We start from the raw sequence: 14,330 nt of genomic DNA on the forward strand, positions 1-14,330 counted from the left end.
CTGCCGGGCCCGGTGCCCGCGTGGGCGCTACCCCGGCGCCACCGCCAGCGCGACGGCGTACACCGCGGTGCCGGCGGCCATGCTGAGCAGCGCGTTGCGCCGCCACAGGTGCACGGCCGCGGTGACCGCGACGGGCACGAGCTCGCGCGCGGCGAGCAGCGGGCGGTCGACGGGCAGGTCGCGCAGGAGGTAGACGACGAGCACGAGCATGACGCCGGCCGGCAGGTGGCGGCCGAGGTAGGCCATCAGCGGCGACGACCGCAGCGTGCGCATGACCGCGAACGGCGCGGCCCGCAGCGCGAACGTCACGGCCGCGCCGACGGCCACGACGGCGGCCAGGTAGCTAGTGCCGGGCACGGTCGGGCTCCTTCGGGATCGCGAACCGGTAGCGCACCAGCAGCACGCCGAGGAACAGCCCCATCGCGACCAGCAGCATCTCGCCGGGCGCGACGAGGCGGGCGACCAGCGCGCACACGACGGCGAGCAGGGGACCGGTGGCCTCCCGCCCGGCGCGGACGGCCTCGGTGGCGAGCACGACGAACAGCGCAGTGAACACGAACTCCAGCGCCGGGACCTGCAGCGAGAACCGCGCGCCCGCCAGCGCGCCGGTGAGCCCACCCGCGACCCAGGACACGTGCATGATCACCTGGCCGGTGACGATGCGGCGCCCGGTCAGGTCGGCGGTCGGGCGGGACGTGGCCAGCGCGTAGGCCTCGTCGATCAGCGCGAACACCGCGTAGCCCCGGGCGGCCCGCCCGCGGACCCGGTGCAGCGGGAACGACAGCCCGTAGAACGCGTGCCGGCCATTGACCAGCAGCGTGGTGACGGCGACGGTCGCCAGCGGGGTGCCGACCACCGCGAGCGCCACCAGCAGGAACTCCGCCGAGCCGGCGAAGACGATCCCGCTGAAGACCGGCGCCCACCACCACGCGAGCCCCGACCCGACGACCAGCAGCCCGAAGCTGGTGCCGAGCAGGAACATGCCGGCCGCGACCGGGCCGACGTCCCGCGCGGCGTCCCGGAGGTCGGCGGTGAGGGTCGCCTGGTCGTCCACGCCGCAATGCTAGGTCGGGCCGGGCGCCACGCGATGGCGAATCAAGGCGTCCAGGGGCGTCGTGACGCATCATAAGTGCGTGGACGCTATCGATCGCGCAATCCTCGAGGTGCTGCGGGTCGACGCCCGCATCGCGAACGTCGACCTCGCGGACCGCGTGGGGCTCACGCCCGCACCGTGCCTGCGCCGGGTGCGCCGGCTCGAGGACGAGGGCGTGATCACCGGCTACCGCGCCGAGATCGACCCGGCGCTCGAGGGCCGGGCGTTCGAGGTCCTGGTCAACGTCGACCTCGCCAGCAAGCACCGCGACGTCTTCCTGGCCTTCGAGGAGCAGGTCGCGGCGTTCGACGAGGTCATCGAGCTGAGGCGCATGTTCGGCCTGCCCGACTACTTCATGCGGGTCGCCTGCCGCGACCTCGAGGCCTACGAGGCGTTCATGACCGACCGGCTCGGCCGGACCACCGGCCTCGCGAAGATCGACTCGCACCTCACGATGAAGACGATCAAGTCGGCCGGCGTCACGCCTGGGCGGTGACCCGCTCGGTCCCGATCGACCCGTCCAGGCCGCGGGTCAGCGTCTCGGTCATGCCCCAGCTGCTGGCCAGCGAGATCAGCGCGAGCAGGACGGTGAAGCCGGCGACGGCCATGAGGCTGCCCGTCCAGAGCACCAGCAGCCCGCAGATCGCGGGCGCGACCCCGCCGACGATCGAGGCGATCTGGTACGAGAGCGACGCGCCGCTGTAGCGCAGGTGGGTCGGGAAGAGCTCGGCGAAGTACGCGGACTGCGGCCCGTACACCGAGCTGCGGCAGAGCTGGACGACGAGCCCGCCGAGGATGAACAGCCCGATGACGCCGGTCTGCACGAGCAGGAAGTACGGGATCGAGAACAGCGCCAGCAGCGCCATCCCGGCGAGGAACATCGGGCGCCGGCCGACCTTGTCGGAGAGCAGGCCGAGCAGCAGGATCATCGGGATGTCCGACGCCGAGAGCAGCGTGTTCGCCCCGAGGATCGCGCTGCGCTCGTAGTCGAGCTGGGTCGTCGCGTAGGACACCAGCCAGACCGAGCTGATGTAGAAGGTCGCGTTGGTGGCGACGAACGAGCCGGCGGCCAGGAAGATCAGCTTCGGGTGCTCGCGGAGCACCTGCAGCACGGGCATCCGGCTCGCCTCGCGCTTCTCCTGGTCGCGCTTGAACACCGGGCTCTCGGCGACGGTCAGCCGGATCCACATCCCGACGGCGATGAGCACCGCGCTCGCGAGGAACGGGATGCGCCAGCCCCAGGACAGGAACGCCGCCTCGGACACGGTCAGGTCGAGCACGAGGAACGACCCGGTGCCCAGGACCAGCCCCAGCGGGACGCCGACCTGCGGCCAGCTGCCGTAGAAGCCGCGGCGGCCGTCCGGGGCGTTCTCGACGGCCATGAGTGCGGCGCCGCCCCACTCACCACCGACGCCGAAGCCCTGCGCGAACCGCAGGACGATCAGCAGCACCGGGGCGAGGATGCCGATCGCCGTGTAGCCGGGGAGCAGGCCGATGCCGACGGTGGCCGCCCCCATGAGCAGCAGCGAGTACACCAGCATCGGCTTGCGCCCGACCCGGTCGCCGAAGTGCGCGAACACCGCGCCGCCGATCGGGCGGGCGATGAAGCCCGTCGCGAACGTGCCGAGCGCGGCGATCGTGCCGACGGCCGGGTCGACCGACGGGAAGAAGACCTTGTTGAAGACCAGCGCCGCGGCGGTCCCGTAGATGAAGAAGTCGAACCACTCGATCGTCGTCCCCACCAGGCTCGCGGCGGCGACACGACGGGGGACGCGCAGGGACGCGCTGGCCATGAGGGCTCCTCTTCGTCGAGGCGGTCGACGATGGCGTCGTCGGGTGACCGTCATGAGACGGTGGGTGACCGACCAGGGTCAAGGCCTCGCCAAGGAACAGTCAAAGGAGTGGGCCGTCAGCACCACACCGACGGTGCGTCACCGGGCGGAGCGCACACCGCGGGGGCGCCTCGCCGGGCGCCGACCGCCGCTCAGATCCAGCGCCGGGCGGCGTCCGCGCTGTCGCCCGCGCCGGCGTTGAAGGCGATCGCGGCCTGCGGGGCGTGCTGCCGGACGAGGTTGACGACGCGCTCGAAGAACCCCAGGCGCGGCTCGTCGGTGCGCAGGCCGCCGCCGATCACCACGCACGCCCAGGGCTCGCGACCCAGGGCCGCGACGACCCGGCGCTCCTGCTCGGCGTCGTCCGCGTCGTAGGGCAGCAGCTCGTGGTGCTCGGTGAGGCCGAGCTCGGCGAAGCGCCGCCGGCCCTGCTCGATCCGGGCGACCACCGGCTCGGGGGCGTACCCCGGCACCGAGCGGGGATCGAGCCCGAGGACGAGCACCTGCGTCGACGCCACGGGCGCCGATGCTGCCATCCCCACATCCGGGTTTGACGGCATCGGCGCGCCGCCGAGCCCGCGTCATGCCCCGCAGCGCCGCCGCACGGGCCGTGGCGACGATGTCCGCGGCCGCGTTCGTGACGGTCGCGACGGCGCTCTCGGCGCTGAACCTGCTCGTCGTCTTCGACGGCCTCGTCGTCACGGTCGCGCTACCGGCGTTGCAGCAGTCCCTCGGGACGACGGGGTCGGCGACGTCGTGGGTGATCACGGCCTTCGCGGTCCCCCTGGGCGGGACCCTGCTGCTCGGCGGCCGGCTCGGTGACCGCGTCGGGCCGCGGCCTTGCTTCGTCGGCGGGATGGCGCTGTTCGCGCTCGGTCTGCTCGCGTCAGGGCTCGCGGGCACGTTCCCCGTGCTGGTCGCGGGCCGCGTGCTCCAGGGGCTCGGCGCGGGGCTGGCCCTGCCGAACACGTTCTCGCTCGCCGCCGCGATCCCCGCGCCGGGCCGCCGCCGCGCCGTGTTCGCGGCCAGCGCGGTGGCGGGCAGCAGCGGCAGTGCCGGCGCCGCGGTGATCGGCGGCCTGCTGGTCGACGGCCTCGGCTGGCGGTCGGTCTTCCTGGTCGCGGTGCCGGTCGCGCTGGCCACCGCGGCGGGGCTGTGGACGATGCTGCCCGGCGAGGCCCGCGACCGCGGGGTGTCGCTGCCGTGGACCTCGAGCGCCTGGTTCGTCGTGACCGCGGCGTCGGTGGTGCTGACCGTCAGCGACGTGGGCTCCTGGCTCACGGCCGCGGTGGCGGCGTTCGCCCTCGCCGGGTTCGTGGTCACCGAGCGGCGGCGCGCGCAGCCGCTGGTCCCGCGTGGACTCGTGGCGCAGCGCAGCCTGCGCGGCGCGTTGCTCGGCATGCCGGGGCAGGTCGTCGCCTACAACGGGATCGTCTACGTGGGCCTGCTGTGGTTCCAGGTCGCCCGCGGCCTCTCGCCTTGGCAGGCGGGGTTGGCGTTCGCGCCCGTCGGGATCGGCGCGATCACGGGCAGCCGGCTCGCGATGGTGGTCCTCGCGCGCCGTGGCTGGCGGGGCGGGGCGGTCGTCGGGCTGCTCGTCGCGGCGGCGGCGCTCGTGGTGCTCGGGCTGGCGCCGGACGCCCCGTACGCCGGGGTCGTGCTGCCCGTGCTGACCGTCCTCGGCGCCGCGCTCGCCCTGGCGGTGGTGACCCTCAACGTCGCGGCGGGCCTCGACAGCGCCGACGGCGAGCGCGGCGCGGCCTACGGGGTCTTCGAGACCACGACCCACGTGTCCGGCGCGCTCGCCGTCGCCGCCCTCGCGGTCGTGCTCGGCGCCGCGGCCACGTCGACCGACTTCGCGCGCGCCTTCCTCACCCAGGGTGCGGCGGCCGCGGTGTGTGGGCTCGCGGTCGCGGGGTCCGTCGGGGGACGACGGCCCTCGTCACGGCACTGACGGCGAGTGCGTGCGCTCTACTCCGTCGAGCGGAACCGGATTCCCGTGGGTTCGCCCCCCCGGGCTGTCACCCTTCGTGAGACCCGGCCCTCGAGACGCGGCCGCAGCGCACCAGCGAAGGCTCGCCGAGCCGCGCCGCCAGGTCGACATCGACGGCGTCGGGCAGACCTTCTAGATGGACGTGCACCGGAACGCTCGGCGATGACCGCGTCGTCCTGCCCCGTTCATCACCGACGACGAGGCCACGACCCTCGCCCGGCCCGCCCGCGCCGTCGAGGGGAGCTCTCCATCCTGATCTCTCCAAGGAGCCGTCAGTGCACAGCACTGGCGGCTCTCCCGGGAGATCGGACTGGAGAGCACGTCCCCGACGGCGCACGCTCGTCGGCCATGGCGGCGGGGGCGGGGGCGGCGGCGTGGCGACGGCCGTCCGGGCCGGTGCTCGGGGTGCTCGCCGTCGTCGGCGTCCTCGTCGGGTGGCCGGCGCTGCCTCAGACGCCGAGGTGAGCGCGCAGGAACGCGACGGCCTCGTCGAACGCCGCGCGGGCGTCGTCGGGGTCACCGCGCCAGAGGTGGTCGGCGCCGGGCACGAGGTCCAGGCGCACGTCGGCACCCACGCCCTCCAGCGCCGCGGCGAGGCGCTGCGACTGCCGGGTGGGCACCAGGCGGTCGGCCGTCCCGTGGCGCAGGAGGAACGGCGGCGCGCCGGCGTGGACGTGGGCGACGGGGCTCCCGCGGCGGGCACGTTCCGGGTCCGCCGCCGCGGTGGCGCCGAGCAGCAGGGCCTCGCGGGAGTCCGGGGCGGCGGGATCGATCGCGCTGATCCCGCCGGCCGCGGCGTCGGCGACGAACGTGGTGAGGTCGGCGGGGCCGTACCAGTCGACGACGGCGCGTACGTCCGGGTCGGCGAGCCCGAGCAGGGCCGCGAGGTGCCCGCCCGCCGACTCGCCCCACAGGGCCACCCGCGACGCGTCGACGCCGAGCGCGTCGGCCCGCGCGCGCAGCCAGGCCAGCCCCGCGGTGACGTCCTCGAGCTGCGCGGGGAAGAGGGCCTCGCCGGACAGTCGGTAGTCCAGCGAGGCCACGGCGAACCCGGCCGCGGTGAGGCGCGCGAACGGCGAGGGCGACCAGTCCGCGTACATCGGCCCGAGCGCGGCCCGGGTGCCCGCCCGCCAGCCGCCACCGTGCAGGAACACCACGAGCGGCGCCCCGGTCGCGGCGGGGCGGTGCAGGTCGAGCAGCAACGGCCGGAAGCCCGGGACGACCGCGTACTCGTGGACCTCAGTCGATGAGGCGGACATCGTGGTGGAACTCGTTGCGGAAACGGCGGGCCGCCTCGCCGAGCTGCCCGCCCGACGGGATCACCGGGACCGCGGGCGGCGCCGTCGCCTCGGTGCGCTCGCCGGCCGCGGCGAAGAAGCGCTCGAAGCCGCCGGTGCTGACGCCCAGCGTGCGGGCGCGCAGCGACTCGACGCGGAAGGAGTGCTTGAGCCCGGCCGGGACGTAGCCGAAGTCGCCGGTTGTCAGCACCCGGTCGAGGACCGCGCCGTCGGCGTCCTCGACGGCGACCCGCACCTGGCCGTCGAGCACGTAGAAGATCTCGTGGACGTCGTCGTGGGCGTGCACGGGGATGGCCCGGCCGCGCGGCGCCTCCATGGTGAACACGCCGAACTGTCCCTCGGTCTCGTCGCCGGAGAGCAGGACGGTGAAGAGCTGGTCGAACAGGTGCGCCCGCTCGCCCTCGCCGGCCGCGAGCACGAACGGGGCCGGGCGCCCCGGCAGCGTGCTGCGGGGCGTCTCGTCCGCCCTGACGAACTCCGCGGTCATGGACGCTCCTCTCGGCCGTGACGCAGGCGGGGGAGGACCTCGCCGGCGAGGAGGTCGAGCATGCGCTCCCGGTCGTCGGCGGCGACGGCGGGCGCGACGACGACGGACTCCGCGCCCGCGTCGCGGTACTCGGCGAGCCGGGCGGCGACCTGCTCGGGCGTGCCGTGGGGGACGCAGGTGTCGACGATCCGCTCCATGTCCTGGCCGTAGGTCCCGGCGAGGGCGTCGAGCGCGCGGCGCCGGGCGACGGCGGCGTCGGTGTCGACGCAGCTCCAGGCCAAGTAGGCGCCGGTGACCGCGGCGGGGTCGCGGCCGTGGCGCTCGGCCTCCTCGCGCGCGGTGCGCAGTCCGCGGGCCACGCGGTCGGGACTGCCGAGGTAGGGCATCCAGAGGTCGCCGGCGCGGCCCGCGCGGCGCATCGAGGCCGCCGAGCGCCCGCCGACCCACACCGGCGGGCGCGGGCGCTGCACCGGGAGCGGGTCGAGGGCCGCCGGGGTGCCGTCGACGTCGATCGCCTCGCCCGCGAACAGGCGCCCGAGCACGTCGAGGCCCTCGTCGGTGCGCCGACCGCGCTCGCGCACCGGCACGCCGCAGGCCGCGAACTCCACGGGGTTCTCGCCGCCGACGCCGATCCCGAGCTCGAGGCGCCCGCCCGAGACCCGGTCGAGGGTCGTCGCCATCTTCGCGGCCAGCGGCGGCGGGTAGAGCGGCAGCAGGGTGACCGCCGACAGCAGCCGCACCCGGCGGGTCACCGACGCGGCCGCGGCGAGGGTGACGAACGCGTTGGCCGTCGGGCTGCCGAACAGGACGTGCTCCCCGGCGGCGATGATGTCGAAGCCCTGCTCCTCGGCCCGCTGCGCGTCGCCCGGCTCCATCGTGGGCGGCATCATCAGCCCGACCCTCACGCCTCCAGTCCCGTCGATGGGTCGAGCTCCGCTTCGCTCCGTCTCCCGGCCCGGGAGAGCACCGCCGCCGCCATCCGCAAGTGCACGTCGTCGACCATCTCGCCGTCGACGACCCCGACCCCGCTGCGGCCGGCCTCGATCACGAGCCGGGCATGGGCGATCTCGTCGTCGGTCGGCGTGAACGCCTCGTGGGCCAGCGCCACCTGCGAGGGGTGGATGCAGATCTTGCCGTCGTAGCCGAGGTCCCGGCCGGCGGCGGCGTCGGCGCGGAAGGCCTCCGCGTCGTGCGCGGCGACGACGGCCTGGTCGAGCAGCCCGACCCCGCCCAGCGCGCCCGCGAGCACGACCTCGCTGCGCGCGTGCAGCACCTCGAGCGACCCCGCGGTGCGCCGCCCGCCGACCGAGGCGATGTAGTCCTCGGCGCCGAAGTAGGCGGCGAGCAGGTCGCCGCCGGCGAGGATCTCGCGGCACCGGGCGATGCCGCGCGCGCTCTCCAGCCCGCCGATCACGGGGAGGTCGAGGCGCGAGCGCAGGTCGGCGAGCTGCTCGGGCGACTCGAGCTTGGGCAGCACGACGCCGTGCGCCGCCGACTCCGCGACCGCGGCGACGTCGTCGGCGTACCAGGGCGTCGTCGGGCCGTTGACGCGGACGAGGACGAGGACGTCGCCGCCGGACAGCTCGCCGACCGCCGCCACGGTGGCCTCGCGGGCGGTCTCCTTGTCGGCGGCGGCGACGGCGTCCTCGAGGTCGACGGCGACCGCGTCGGGCGACCAGCGCGGCACCTTGGCGACCATGTCGGGCCGCGCGCCGGGCACGAAGAGCAGGCTGCGCGGGACCCTCACGTGGGCCTCCGGTGCATCAGGCCGGTCCGCCGGCAGGAGCACACCAGCTCGTCGCGCTGGTTGTACGCCCGGTGGGCGAACACCACGATCCCGGCGTCCGGACGCTTGCGGGACTCCCGCGCCGACACGATCTCCGTCTCCACCCGCACGGTGTCACCGTGGAACACCGGCGCCGGGAACGCCACCTCGTCGAGCCCGAGCTGGGCGACGATCGTGCCGAGGGTCAGCTCCGGCACCGACAGCCCGACCACCAGGGCCAGGGTGAACATGCTGTTGACCAGCGGCCGCCCGAACTCGGTGGTCGCGGCGTACGCGTGGTCGAGGTGCAGCGGGGCCGGGTTCATGGTCATCGTGGTGAACAGGACGTTGTCGGTCTCGGTGACCGTGCGCCGCGTCGCGTGCTCGACGACGAGGCCCTCGGTGAGGTCCTCGAACCACAGTCCGCTCATGGGTCGAGCTCCGCTTCGCTCCGTCTCCCGCCGCTCATCCCTTCACCGCGGCGGACAGGGTGTCCAGACTGCCCGGATCCTCCAGCGCGCTCGTGTCGCTGCGGGCCTCGCCGTGCAGCAGGACCTCGCGCATCAGCCGCCGCATGATCTTGCCGGTGCGGGTCTTGGGCATCGCTGCGGTGACGATCACGCGGTCGGGTCGCGCGATGCCGCCGATGGTGTCGCCGACCAGCGCGCGCACCTCGTCGGGGACCTCGTCGGCACTCCCCCCGGTGACGGTGACGAACGCGACCGGCACGGTGCCCTTGGTCGCGTCCGGAATCCCGACGACGGCCGCCTCGACCACGCGCGGGTGCGTGGTGACGACGGCCTCGATCTCCATCGTCGACAGCCGGTGCGCGGCGACGTTGATGACGTCGTCGGCGCGCCCGAGCACCCAGAGGTGCCCGTCGGCGTCGACGACGGCCTCGTCGTTGGTGGCGTAGCGGCCGGGGAAGCGCCCGAAGTAGGTCGACAGGTAGCGCTCGTGGTCGTCCCACACGGTGCGCGCGAGGGTCGGGAACGGGCGGGTCATGACGAGGTTGCCCTTCACCCCGGCCGGCACCTCGTGGCCCTCCTCGTCGACCACCGCGAACGCGTGCCCGGGCACCGGCGTGCCTGCCGAGCCGGCCTTGAGGTCGTCGACCCCGGTCACCGGATAGGTCCACGTCGACCCGGTCTCGGTCTGCCCGTAGGCGTTGACGATCGGGACGCCGTAGGTCTCGGTGGCCCAGGCGAACGTCTCGCCGTCGAGCGGCTCGCCCTGCACGGTGATCAGCTGCAGGCGGGGGAGCGGGTGGTCCGCGGCCAGGTCGTCACCGAACTTCCGCAGCATCCGCAGCACCGTCGGCGCGCACAGCACCTGGGTGACGCCGTGCCGCTCGCAGATGTCGTAGAACCGCGACGGCCCCGGGGTGTCGAGCGCGCCCTCGTAGCAGGCGATCGTCGAGCCGTGCGCCAGCCCGCCGATCACGGCCTGGATCGGGAAGGTCAGCCAGCCGACGTCGGCGGCCACCCAGTACACGTCGCCCTCGACGGGTCCGGCCTGCCAGTGCACGTTCGCCCAGGTCCCGAGCAGGAAGCCGCCGACCGAGTGCACGACGCCCTTGGGGCGGGACTCGGTGCCGCTGGTGAAGATCAGGAACGCGGGCTCGTTGGGGTCGAGGGCCACGGTCGCCGCGCCGTCGGGGTGCTCGGCGAGCAGCGCGGCGTAGGAGACCTCGCCGGGCGCCAGCTCGACCCCGCGCTGCGTGCGGTCGACGACCACGACGCTCTCGACGGTCGGCGCGTCGGGCAGGGCGGCGCGCAGGGTCTCGAGCAGCTCGACCGGCCTGCCGCGCCGGTAGATCGCGTCGGCGACGACCACGGCCTTCGCCCGCGCCGCCGCGAGCCGCGAGGCGACGGCGTCGCGCCCGAACCCGGAGAACAGCACCGTGTAGATCGCGCCGATCTTGTTGCAGGCGTGGATCGCGGTGAAGGCCTCGACGAGGTTGGGCATGTAGACCGCGACCACGTCGCCGTGCCCGATGCCGAGCGAGCGCAGCCCGCCGGCGAGGCGGCCGACCTCGTCGGAGAGCTCCGCGTAGGTCAGCGTGCGCGTGTCGCCGGGCTCGCCCTCCCAGACGACGGCCGGCTGGTCCGCGGTCGCCGGGTTCTCGGCCCAGCGGTCGACGCAGTTGTCGGCGACGTTGATGCGCCCGCCCTCGAAGTAGCGGAAGTCGCCGAGCTCGCCCGCGCGCACGCTCTGCCACTTGGTGATCCACCGGTGCTTCTCGGCGACCCAGACCCAGTAGTCGTCGGGGTCGCGGTCGTGGAGAGCGCGGGCCTGCGCGAGCTCGGCGGCCCGCTCGGGGGAACGCCACCTCTCGTCGAGGGGCTGCAGGGGCGCGGAGATCAGGCTGGCGAGGGTGTCGCGGTCGTCCATGGTCGCTCCTGGGACGGGATCAGACGGGGCTGACGGGGTGGTGACGGCGCCCGCGGGTGCGGGTCCAGCCGTCGGCGTGCCGCAGGCGCGTGACCAGCTCGCCGCGCAGCTCCTCGCCGGGAACGACGGCGTCGACGACGAGCTCGTCGCCCATGCGCAGCAGGTTGATCTCCCCGCGGTGCTCCTCGACGCGGGCGGCGACGAAGGCCTCGCGCTCCTCCGGGTCGGCGATCTCGGCGATCTTGCCCGCGTACACCGCGTTGACCGACGCCTCCGGGCCCATCGCGCCGATGAACGCGCTGGGCAGCGCGAGCGTCGCGCGCGGCTCGAACCCGGGCGCACACATGGCGTAGAAGCCCGCGGCGTAGGCCTTGCGCAGCACGACCGTGAACTTCGGGACCTCGGCCGACGACATCGCGGTGATCATCTTGGCGCCGTGGCGGATGATGCCCTGGCGCTCGACGTCGACGCCGACCATGAAGCCGGGCACGTCCTGGAGGAACACCAGCGGGACGTTGAACGCGTCGCAGAGGCTGATGAACCGGGCGGCCTTGTCGGCGGAGTCGACGTGGATCGCGCCGCTGCGCACCCGCGGCTGGTTGGCGACGAGCCCGACGACCCGCCCCTCGAGGCGCGCGAACCCCACGACGATCTCGGGCGCCCAGTCGGGCTTGACCTCGAAGAACGAGCCGCCGTCGACCAGCCGGTCGATCACCGCGGTGACGTCGTGGCCGACCGTCGGGTCCTCGGGCACGAGGCCGTCCCAGCCGGTGGCCTCGGGCTCGCGCGCCGGGGCGCTCGGCGGGGGTGCGTCGAAGTGGGCGGGGAGGTACGAGAACAGCAGCCGGGCCGCCGCGATCGCCTGCCAGTCCTCGTCGAACACGGCGTCGCCGCACCCGGAGACCTCGGCGTGCATGCGCGCGCCGCCCATCTCCTCGGCGGTGGTGCGCTCGCCGGTCACCTTCTCGGCCACCCGCGGCGACGCGAGGTACATCGACGCCTGCCCGTCGACCATGCCGACCCAGTCGGTGAAGGCGGGCATGTACGCCCCGCCGGCGGCCGACGGCCCGTGCAGGCAGCAGATCTGCGGCACGCGCCCGGACAGCGCGACCTGCAGGTGGAAGATCCTCGAGGCGCCGCGGCGGCCGGGGAAGAAGCCCATCTGCTCGGTGAGCCGCCCGCCCGCGGAGTCGACGAGGTAGAAGACGGGGAGCAGGTCGCGGTCGGCGCGCTCGAGGATGCGGATCTGCTTCTCGCACGTCCGCTCGCCCCACGAGCCGGCCTTGACGCCGAAGTCGTGGGCGATCACGGCGACCGGGCGCCCGTCCACGGTGCCGACGCCGGTGACGACGCCGTCGGCGGGCATCCCCGGCGTGCTTGCCGAGGCCAGCACGCCGTCCTCGACGAAGCTGCCCGGGTCGAGGAGCACGTCGAGCCGGTCGCGCACCGGCAGCTTGTCCGGCCACCGGCCGGTGTCCCCGCCCCGCCGGGCCCGCTGCGCGGCCGCGAGCACGTCCTCCCCCGAGGGAGGTGCCGGCGCCCCGGGGGGATGGGGCGCCGACACCTCCCACGCGGGAGGTGTGCCGCGGGCGGTCTCGGTCTCGGTCACGGCGCGAGGCGCTTGCCGAGGATCTCGAGCTGGATCTCGTCGGTGCCGCCGCCGATGCGCAGGATGCGCACGTCGCGGTGGTGGCGCGCGACCGGCGTCTCCTCGAGGTAGCCGGCGCCCCCGAAGAGCTGGACGGCCTCGTCGACGATCCAGGCGGCCGCCTTGGCCGCGAAGTACTTGGCCGCGGCGACCGAGCGGTCGGCCTCGGGGTGGCCGCGGTCGAGGCGGTCGGCCGCCTTGTAGGTCATCACCCGGGCCGCCTCGAGCTCGATCTCCATCGCGGCGAGGCGGTGGCGGATCGCCTGGCGCGCGGTCAGCGGCTCGCCCGCCACCTCGCGCCCGCGGACGTACTCGGTGACCGTGTCGAGGGCCTCGGCAGCGTGGCCGATCCCCATCGCGGCGAGCGCGACCCGCTCGAGCTGGAACGCCGACATGATCTGGTGGAAGCCGCGGCCCTCGACGCCCAGCACGGCGTCCTCGCCGAGCTGGACGCCGTCGAGGACGACCTCGCGGGTGTCCGACGAGTGCCAGCCCATCTTGGCCAGCGGGGCGCCCATCGACAGCCCGGGCGTGCCGGCGGGCACCACGAACGTCGTGATGCCGCGGTGGCCGCCGTCGGGGTCGGTCTTGGCGCCGACCACCAGCACGTCGGCGAGGCCCGCGTTGGTGATGTACATCTTCCGGCCGTCGAGCACCCAGCCGGTGTCGGTGCGCCGGGCGCGGGTGGTGATGCCCGCGACGTCGGAGCCCGCGCCGGGCTCGGTGACGGCGATGGCGGCGATCGCCTCGCCGGCGGCCAGCGGCGCCACCCAGCGCTCGCGCTGCTCGGGGGTGCCGTGACGGACGAGGTGCGGGGCGGCCATGTACGCGCTGACCAGCGCGCTGACCGCGATGCCGCCGCAGGCGCGGGAGAGCTCCTCGGACAGCACGGCGACCGCCAGCGCCCGACCATCAGCCTCGCCGCCCTGGCCCGCGGACCCGCCGAACTCCTCGGGGGTCAGCAGCCCGAGCAGGCCCGCGTCGCCGAGCTCCTTCCACAGGCGCTCGGGCGGGCGTCCCTCGCGCTCGGCCTCCGCGACGACGGGGCGGACGCGCTGGTCGGTGAAGGCCCGGCACGTCGCCCGGAAGTCCTCGTGCACCTCGTCGAGGTCGTGGGACACGCTGCTCCTTGCTTCGACCGACCGGTCGGGCGAAAGTACCCCACATCACAGACGTGCGGTCAAGGCGTGCGAGGGGGACCGGCAGGCGATGGCGACACGGGGGAGCGGCGGGGGCAGTCGCGCCGACGAGCAGCGGCAGCGGATCCTCGCCGGCGCCGTCGCGGTCTTCAGCAGGCGCGGGTACCGGGCGGCCTCGATGAACGAGGTCGCCGACCAGGTCGGCCTGCGCAAGCCGACGCTCTACCACTACGTCCGGACCAAGCAGGACCTCCTCGTGGCGGTCTACGAGGAGGTCCTCGACGAGAGCCTCCGGAGCGCCCGCACGATCGTCGCCGAGGCGCCGACCACGCGGGAGGCCGTGCGCCGGCTCATCGTCGAGCGCGTCCGCTACACCTGCGAGCACCGCGACCTGCTGACGATCTGCTTCCACGAGGAGTCGGCGCTGCCGTCCGAGCTCGCCGAGCCGATCCTCGAGCGGCGCCGCGAGTTCGAGCGCGTCGTGCGCGACGCCGTGGAGGCCCACCTGCGCGAGACCGGGCGGAGCCTGCCGATGTCGGTCGGCACCTACGTCAGCACCTGCCTCGGCGCCGCGAACTGGACCTACAAGTGGTTCGACCCCGCCGGCCCCCGCTCGCCCCGCGAGCTCGGCGACGACGTCGCGTCGGTGCTGCTGGGGGTCCTGGACGCCTGATGTGAGCG

At 74.6% G+C, this 14,330-nt stretch carries 15 protein-coding genes; 3 read left to right on the plus strand and 12 right to left on the minus strand.

Annotation, left to right across the window (positions count from 1 at the left end; all coding sequences use genetic code 11):
- Nucleotides 1–27: 27 nt before the first annotated feature.
- On the minus strand, nucleotides 28–357 hold the full coding sequence (locus PHK61_RS15295) for a branched-chain amino acid transporter permease (protein ID WP_274281852.1): 330 nt from the start codon (nucleotides 355–357) through the stop codon (nucleotides 28–30).
- Nucleotides 344–1,054, minus strand: coding sequence for an AzlC family ABC transporter permease (locus PHK61_RS15300; RefSeq protein WP_274281853.1), 711 nt, complete (start codon nucleotides 1,052–1,054; stop codon nucleotides 344–346). Before PHK61_RS15300 ends, PHK61_RS15295 begins: the two co-directional genes overlap by 14 nt.
- Before the next feature lie 79 nt (nucleotides 1,055–1,133).
- Here PHK61_RS15300 and PHK61_RS15305 point away from each other — a divergent pair, with 79 nt between their 5' ends.
- Entirely contained in the window at nucleotides 1,134–1,589 is a 456-nt protein-coding gene (locus PHK61_RS15305; protein WP_274281854.1) for an Lrp/AsnC family transcriptional regulator, read from the plus strand.
- Here PHK61_RS15305 and PHK61_RS15310 read toward each other — a convergent pair.
- Both PHK61_RS15310 and PHK61_RS15315 read right to left on the minus strand, forming a co-directional pair.
- Nucleotides 1,573–2,886 (minus strand): MFS transporter, encoded by a 1,314-nt coding sequence (locus PHK61_RS15310; RefSeq protein WP_274281855.1) that lies wholly within the window; start codon nucleotides 2,884–2,886, stop codon nucleotides 1,573–1,575. The two genes, PHK61_RS15305 and PHK61_RS15310, sit on opposite strands and share 17 nt — an antisense overlap.
- A gap of 191 nt (nucleotides 2,887–3,077) precedes the next feature.
- A complete protein-coding gene (locus PHK61_RS15315) occupies nucleotides 3,078–3,443 on the minus strand; it encodes a hypothetical protein (RefSeq protein ID WP_274281856.1) in 366 nt (121 codons plus the stop codon).
- Between the two features lie 65 nt (nucleotides 3,444–3,508).
- Between PHK61_RS15315 and PHK61_RS15320 the strand changes: the two genes are divergently transcribed.
- Nucleotides 3,509–4,879 (plus strand): MFS transporter, encoded by a 1,371-nt coding sequence (locus PHK61_RS15320; RefSeq protein WP_274281857.1) that lies wholly within the window; start codon nucleotides 3,509–3,511, stop codon nucleotides 4,877–4,879.
- A 488-nt stretch (nucleotides 4,880–5,367) separates the two neighbouring features.
- Here PHK61_RS15320 and PHK61_RS15325 read toward each other — a convergent pair whose 3' ends face one another.
- From PHK61_RS15325 to PHK61_RS15360, 8 genes are read right to left on the minus strand one after another with little or no spacing between them, the layout of a single operon-like run.
- Nucleotides 5,368–6,177 (minus strand): alpha/beta hydrolase, encoded by an 810-nt coding sequence (locus PHK61_RS15325; RefSeq protein WP_274281858.1) that lies wholly within the window; start codon nucleotides 6,175–6,177, stop codon nucleotides 5,368–5,370.
- Nucleotides 6,158–6,703 carry a quercetin 2,3-dioxygenase gene (locus PHK61_RS15330; RefSeq protein ID WP_274281859.1) on the minus strand — a complete coding sequence of 182 codons (546 nt, stop codon included), beginning with the start codon at nucleotides 6,701–6,703 and terminating at the stop codon, nucleotides 6,158–6,160. The genes PHK61_RS15325 and PHK61_RS15330 overlap by 20 nt, the downstream gene beginning before the upstream one ends.
- The gene (locus tag PHK61_RS15335) at nucleotides 6,700–7,593 is read right to left on the minus strand and encodes an LLM class flavin-dependent oxidoreductase (protein ID WP_274281860.1); all 894 of its coding nucleotides are present in this window, start codon (nucleotides 7,591–7,593) and stop codon (nucleotides 6,700–6,702) included. The genes PHK61_RS15330 and PHK61_RS15335 overlap by 4 nt, the downstream gene beginning before the upstream one ends.
- An 11-nt stretch (nucleotides 7,594–7,604) precedes the next feature.
- Nucleotides 7,605–8,450, minus strand: a complete 846-nt coding sequence (locus PHK61_RS15340; RefSeq protein ID WP_274281861.1) for an HpcH/HpaI aldolase/citrate lyase family protein — start codon at nucleotides 8,448–8,450, stop codon at nucleotides 7,605–7,607.
- The gene (locus PHK61_RS15345) at nucleotides 8,447–8,899 is read right to left on the minus strand and encodes a MaoC family dehydratase (RefSeq protein WP_274281862.1); all 453 of its coding nucleotides are present in this window, start codon (nucleotides 8,897–8,899) and stop codon (nucleotides 8,447–8,449) included. Before PHK61_RS15345 ends, PHK61_RS15340 begins: the two co-directional genes overlap by 4 nt.
- 34 nt (nucleotides 8,900–8,933) lie before the next feature.
- Nucleotides 8,934–10,862, minus strand: coding sequence for an AMP-binding protein (locus PHK61_RS15350; protein WP_274281863.1), 1,929 nt, complete (start codon nucleotides 10,860–10,862; stop codon nucleotides 8,934–8,936).
- 19 nt (nucleotides 10,863–10,881) lie between these two features.
- Nucleotides 10,882–12,471: an acyl-CoA carboxylase subunit beta gene (locus PHK61_RS15355; protein WP_274281864.1), complete on the minus strand. Its 1,590-nt coding sequence runs from the start codon at nucleotides 12,469–12,471 to the stop codon at nucleotides 10,882–10,884.
- The gene (locus PHK61_RS15360; protein WP_274281865.1) at nucleotides 12,468–13,631 is read right to left on the minus strand and encodes an acyl-CoA dehydrogenase family protein; all 1,164 of its coding nucleotides are present in this window, start codon (nucleotides 13,629–13,631) and stop codon (nucleotides 12,468–12,470) included. The genes PHK61_RS15355 and PHK61_RS15360 overlap by 4 nt, the downstream gene beginning before the upstream one ends.
- A gap of 88 nt (nucleotides 13,632–13,719) precedes the next feature.
- On the opposite strand from PHK61_RS15360, the gene PHK61_RS15365 reads away from it, so the two are divergent.
- Entirely contained in the window at nucleotides 13,720–14,322 is a 603-nt protein-coding gene (locus PHK61_RS15365; protein WP_274281866.1) for a TetR/AcrR family transcriptional regulator, read from the plus strand.
- Nucleotides 14,323–14,330 lie beyond the last annotated feature (8 nt).

It is taken from the genome of Actinomycetospora lutea (assembly GCF_028737205.1).
GTDB lineage: Bacteria > Actinomycetota > Actinomycetes > Mycobacteriales > Pseudonocardiaceae > Actinomycetospora > Actinomycetospora lutea.

Excerpts from the sequence above, each read along its gene's own strand:
- PHK61_RS15310 (WP_274281855.1), bottom strand. The coding sequence starts at position 2,886 with ATGGCCAGCGCGTCCCTGCGCGTCCCCCGTCGTGTCGCCGCCGCGAGC.
- PHK61_RS15320 (WP_274281857.1), top strand. The coding sequence starts at position 3,509 with ATGCCCCGCAGCGCCGCCGCACGGGCCGTGGCGACGATGTCCGCGGCC.
- PHK61_RS15325 (WP_274281858.1), bottom strand. The coding sequence starts at position 6,177 with ATGTCCGCCTCATCGACTGAGGTCCACGAGTACGCGGTCGTCCCGGGC.
- PHK61_RS15330 (WP_274281859.1), bottom strand. The coding sequence starts at position 6,703 with ATGACCGCGGAGTTCGTCAGGGCGGACGAGACGCCCCGCAGCACGCTG.
- PHK61_RS15335 (WP_274281860.1), bottom strand. The coding sequence starts at position 7,593 with ATGATGCCGCCCACGATGGAGCCGGGCGACGCGCAGCGGGCCGAGGAG.
- PHK61_RS15345 (WP_274281862.1), bottom strand. The coding sequence starts at position 8,899 with ATGAGCGGACTGTGGTTCGAGGACCTCACCGAGGGCCTCGTCGTCGAG.
- PHK61_RS15350 (WP_274281863.1), bottom strand. The coding sequence starts at position 10,862 with ATGGACGACCGCGACACCCTCGCCAGCCTGATCTCCGCGCCCCTGCAG.
- PHK61_RS15365 (WP_274281866.1), top strand. The coding sequence starts at position 13,720 with ATGGCGACACGGGGGAGCGGCGGGGGCAGTCGCGCCGACGAGCAGCGG.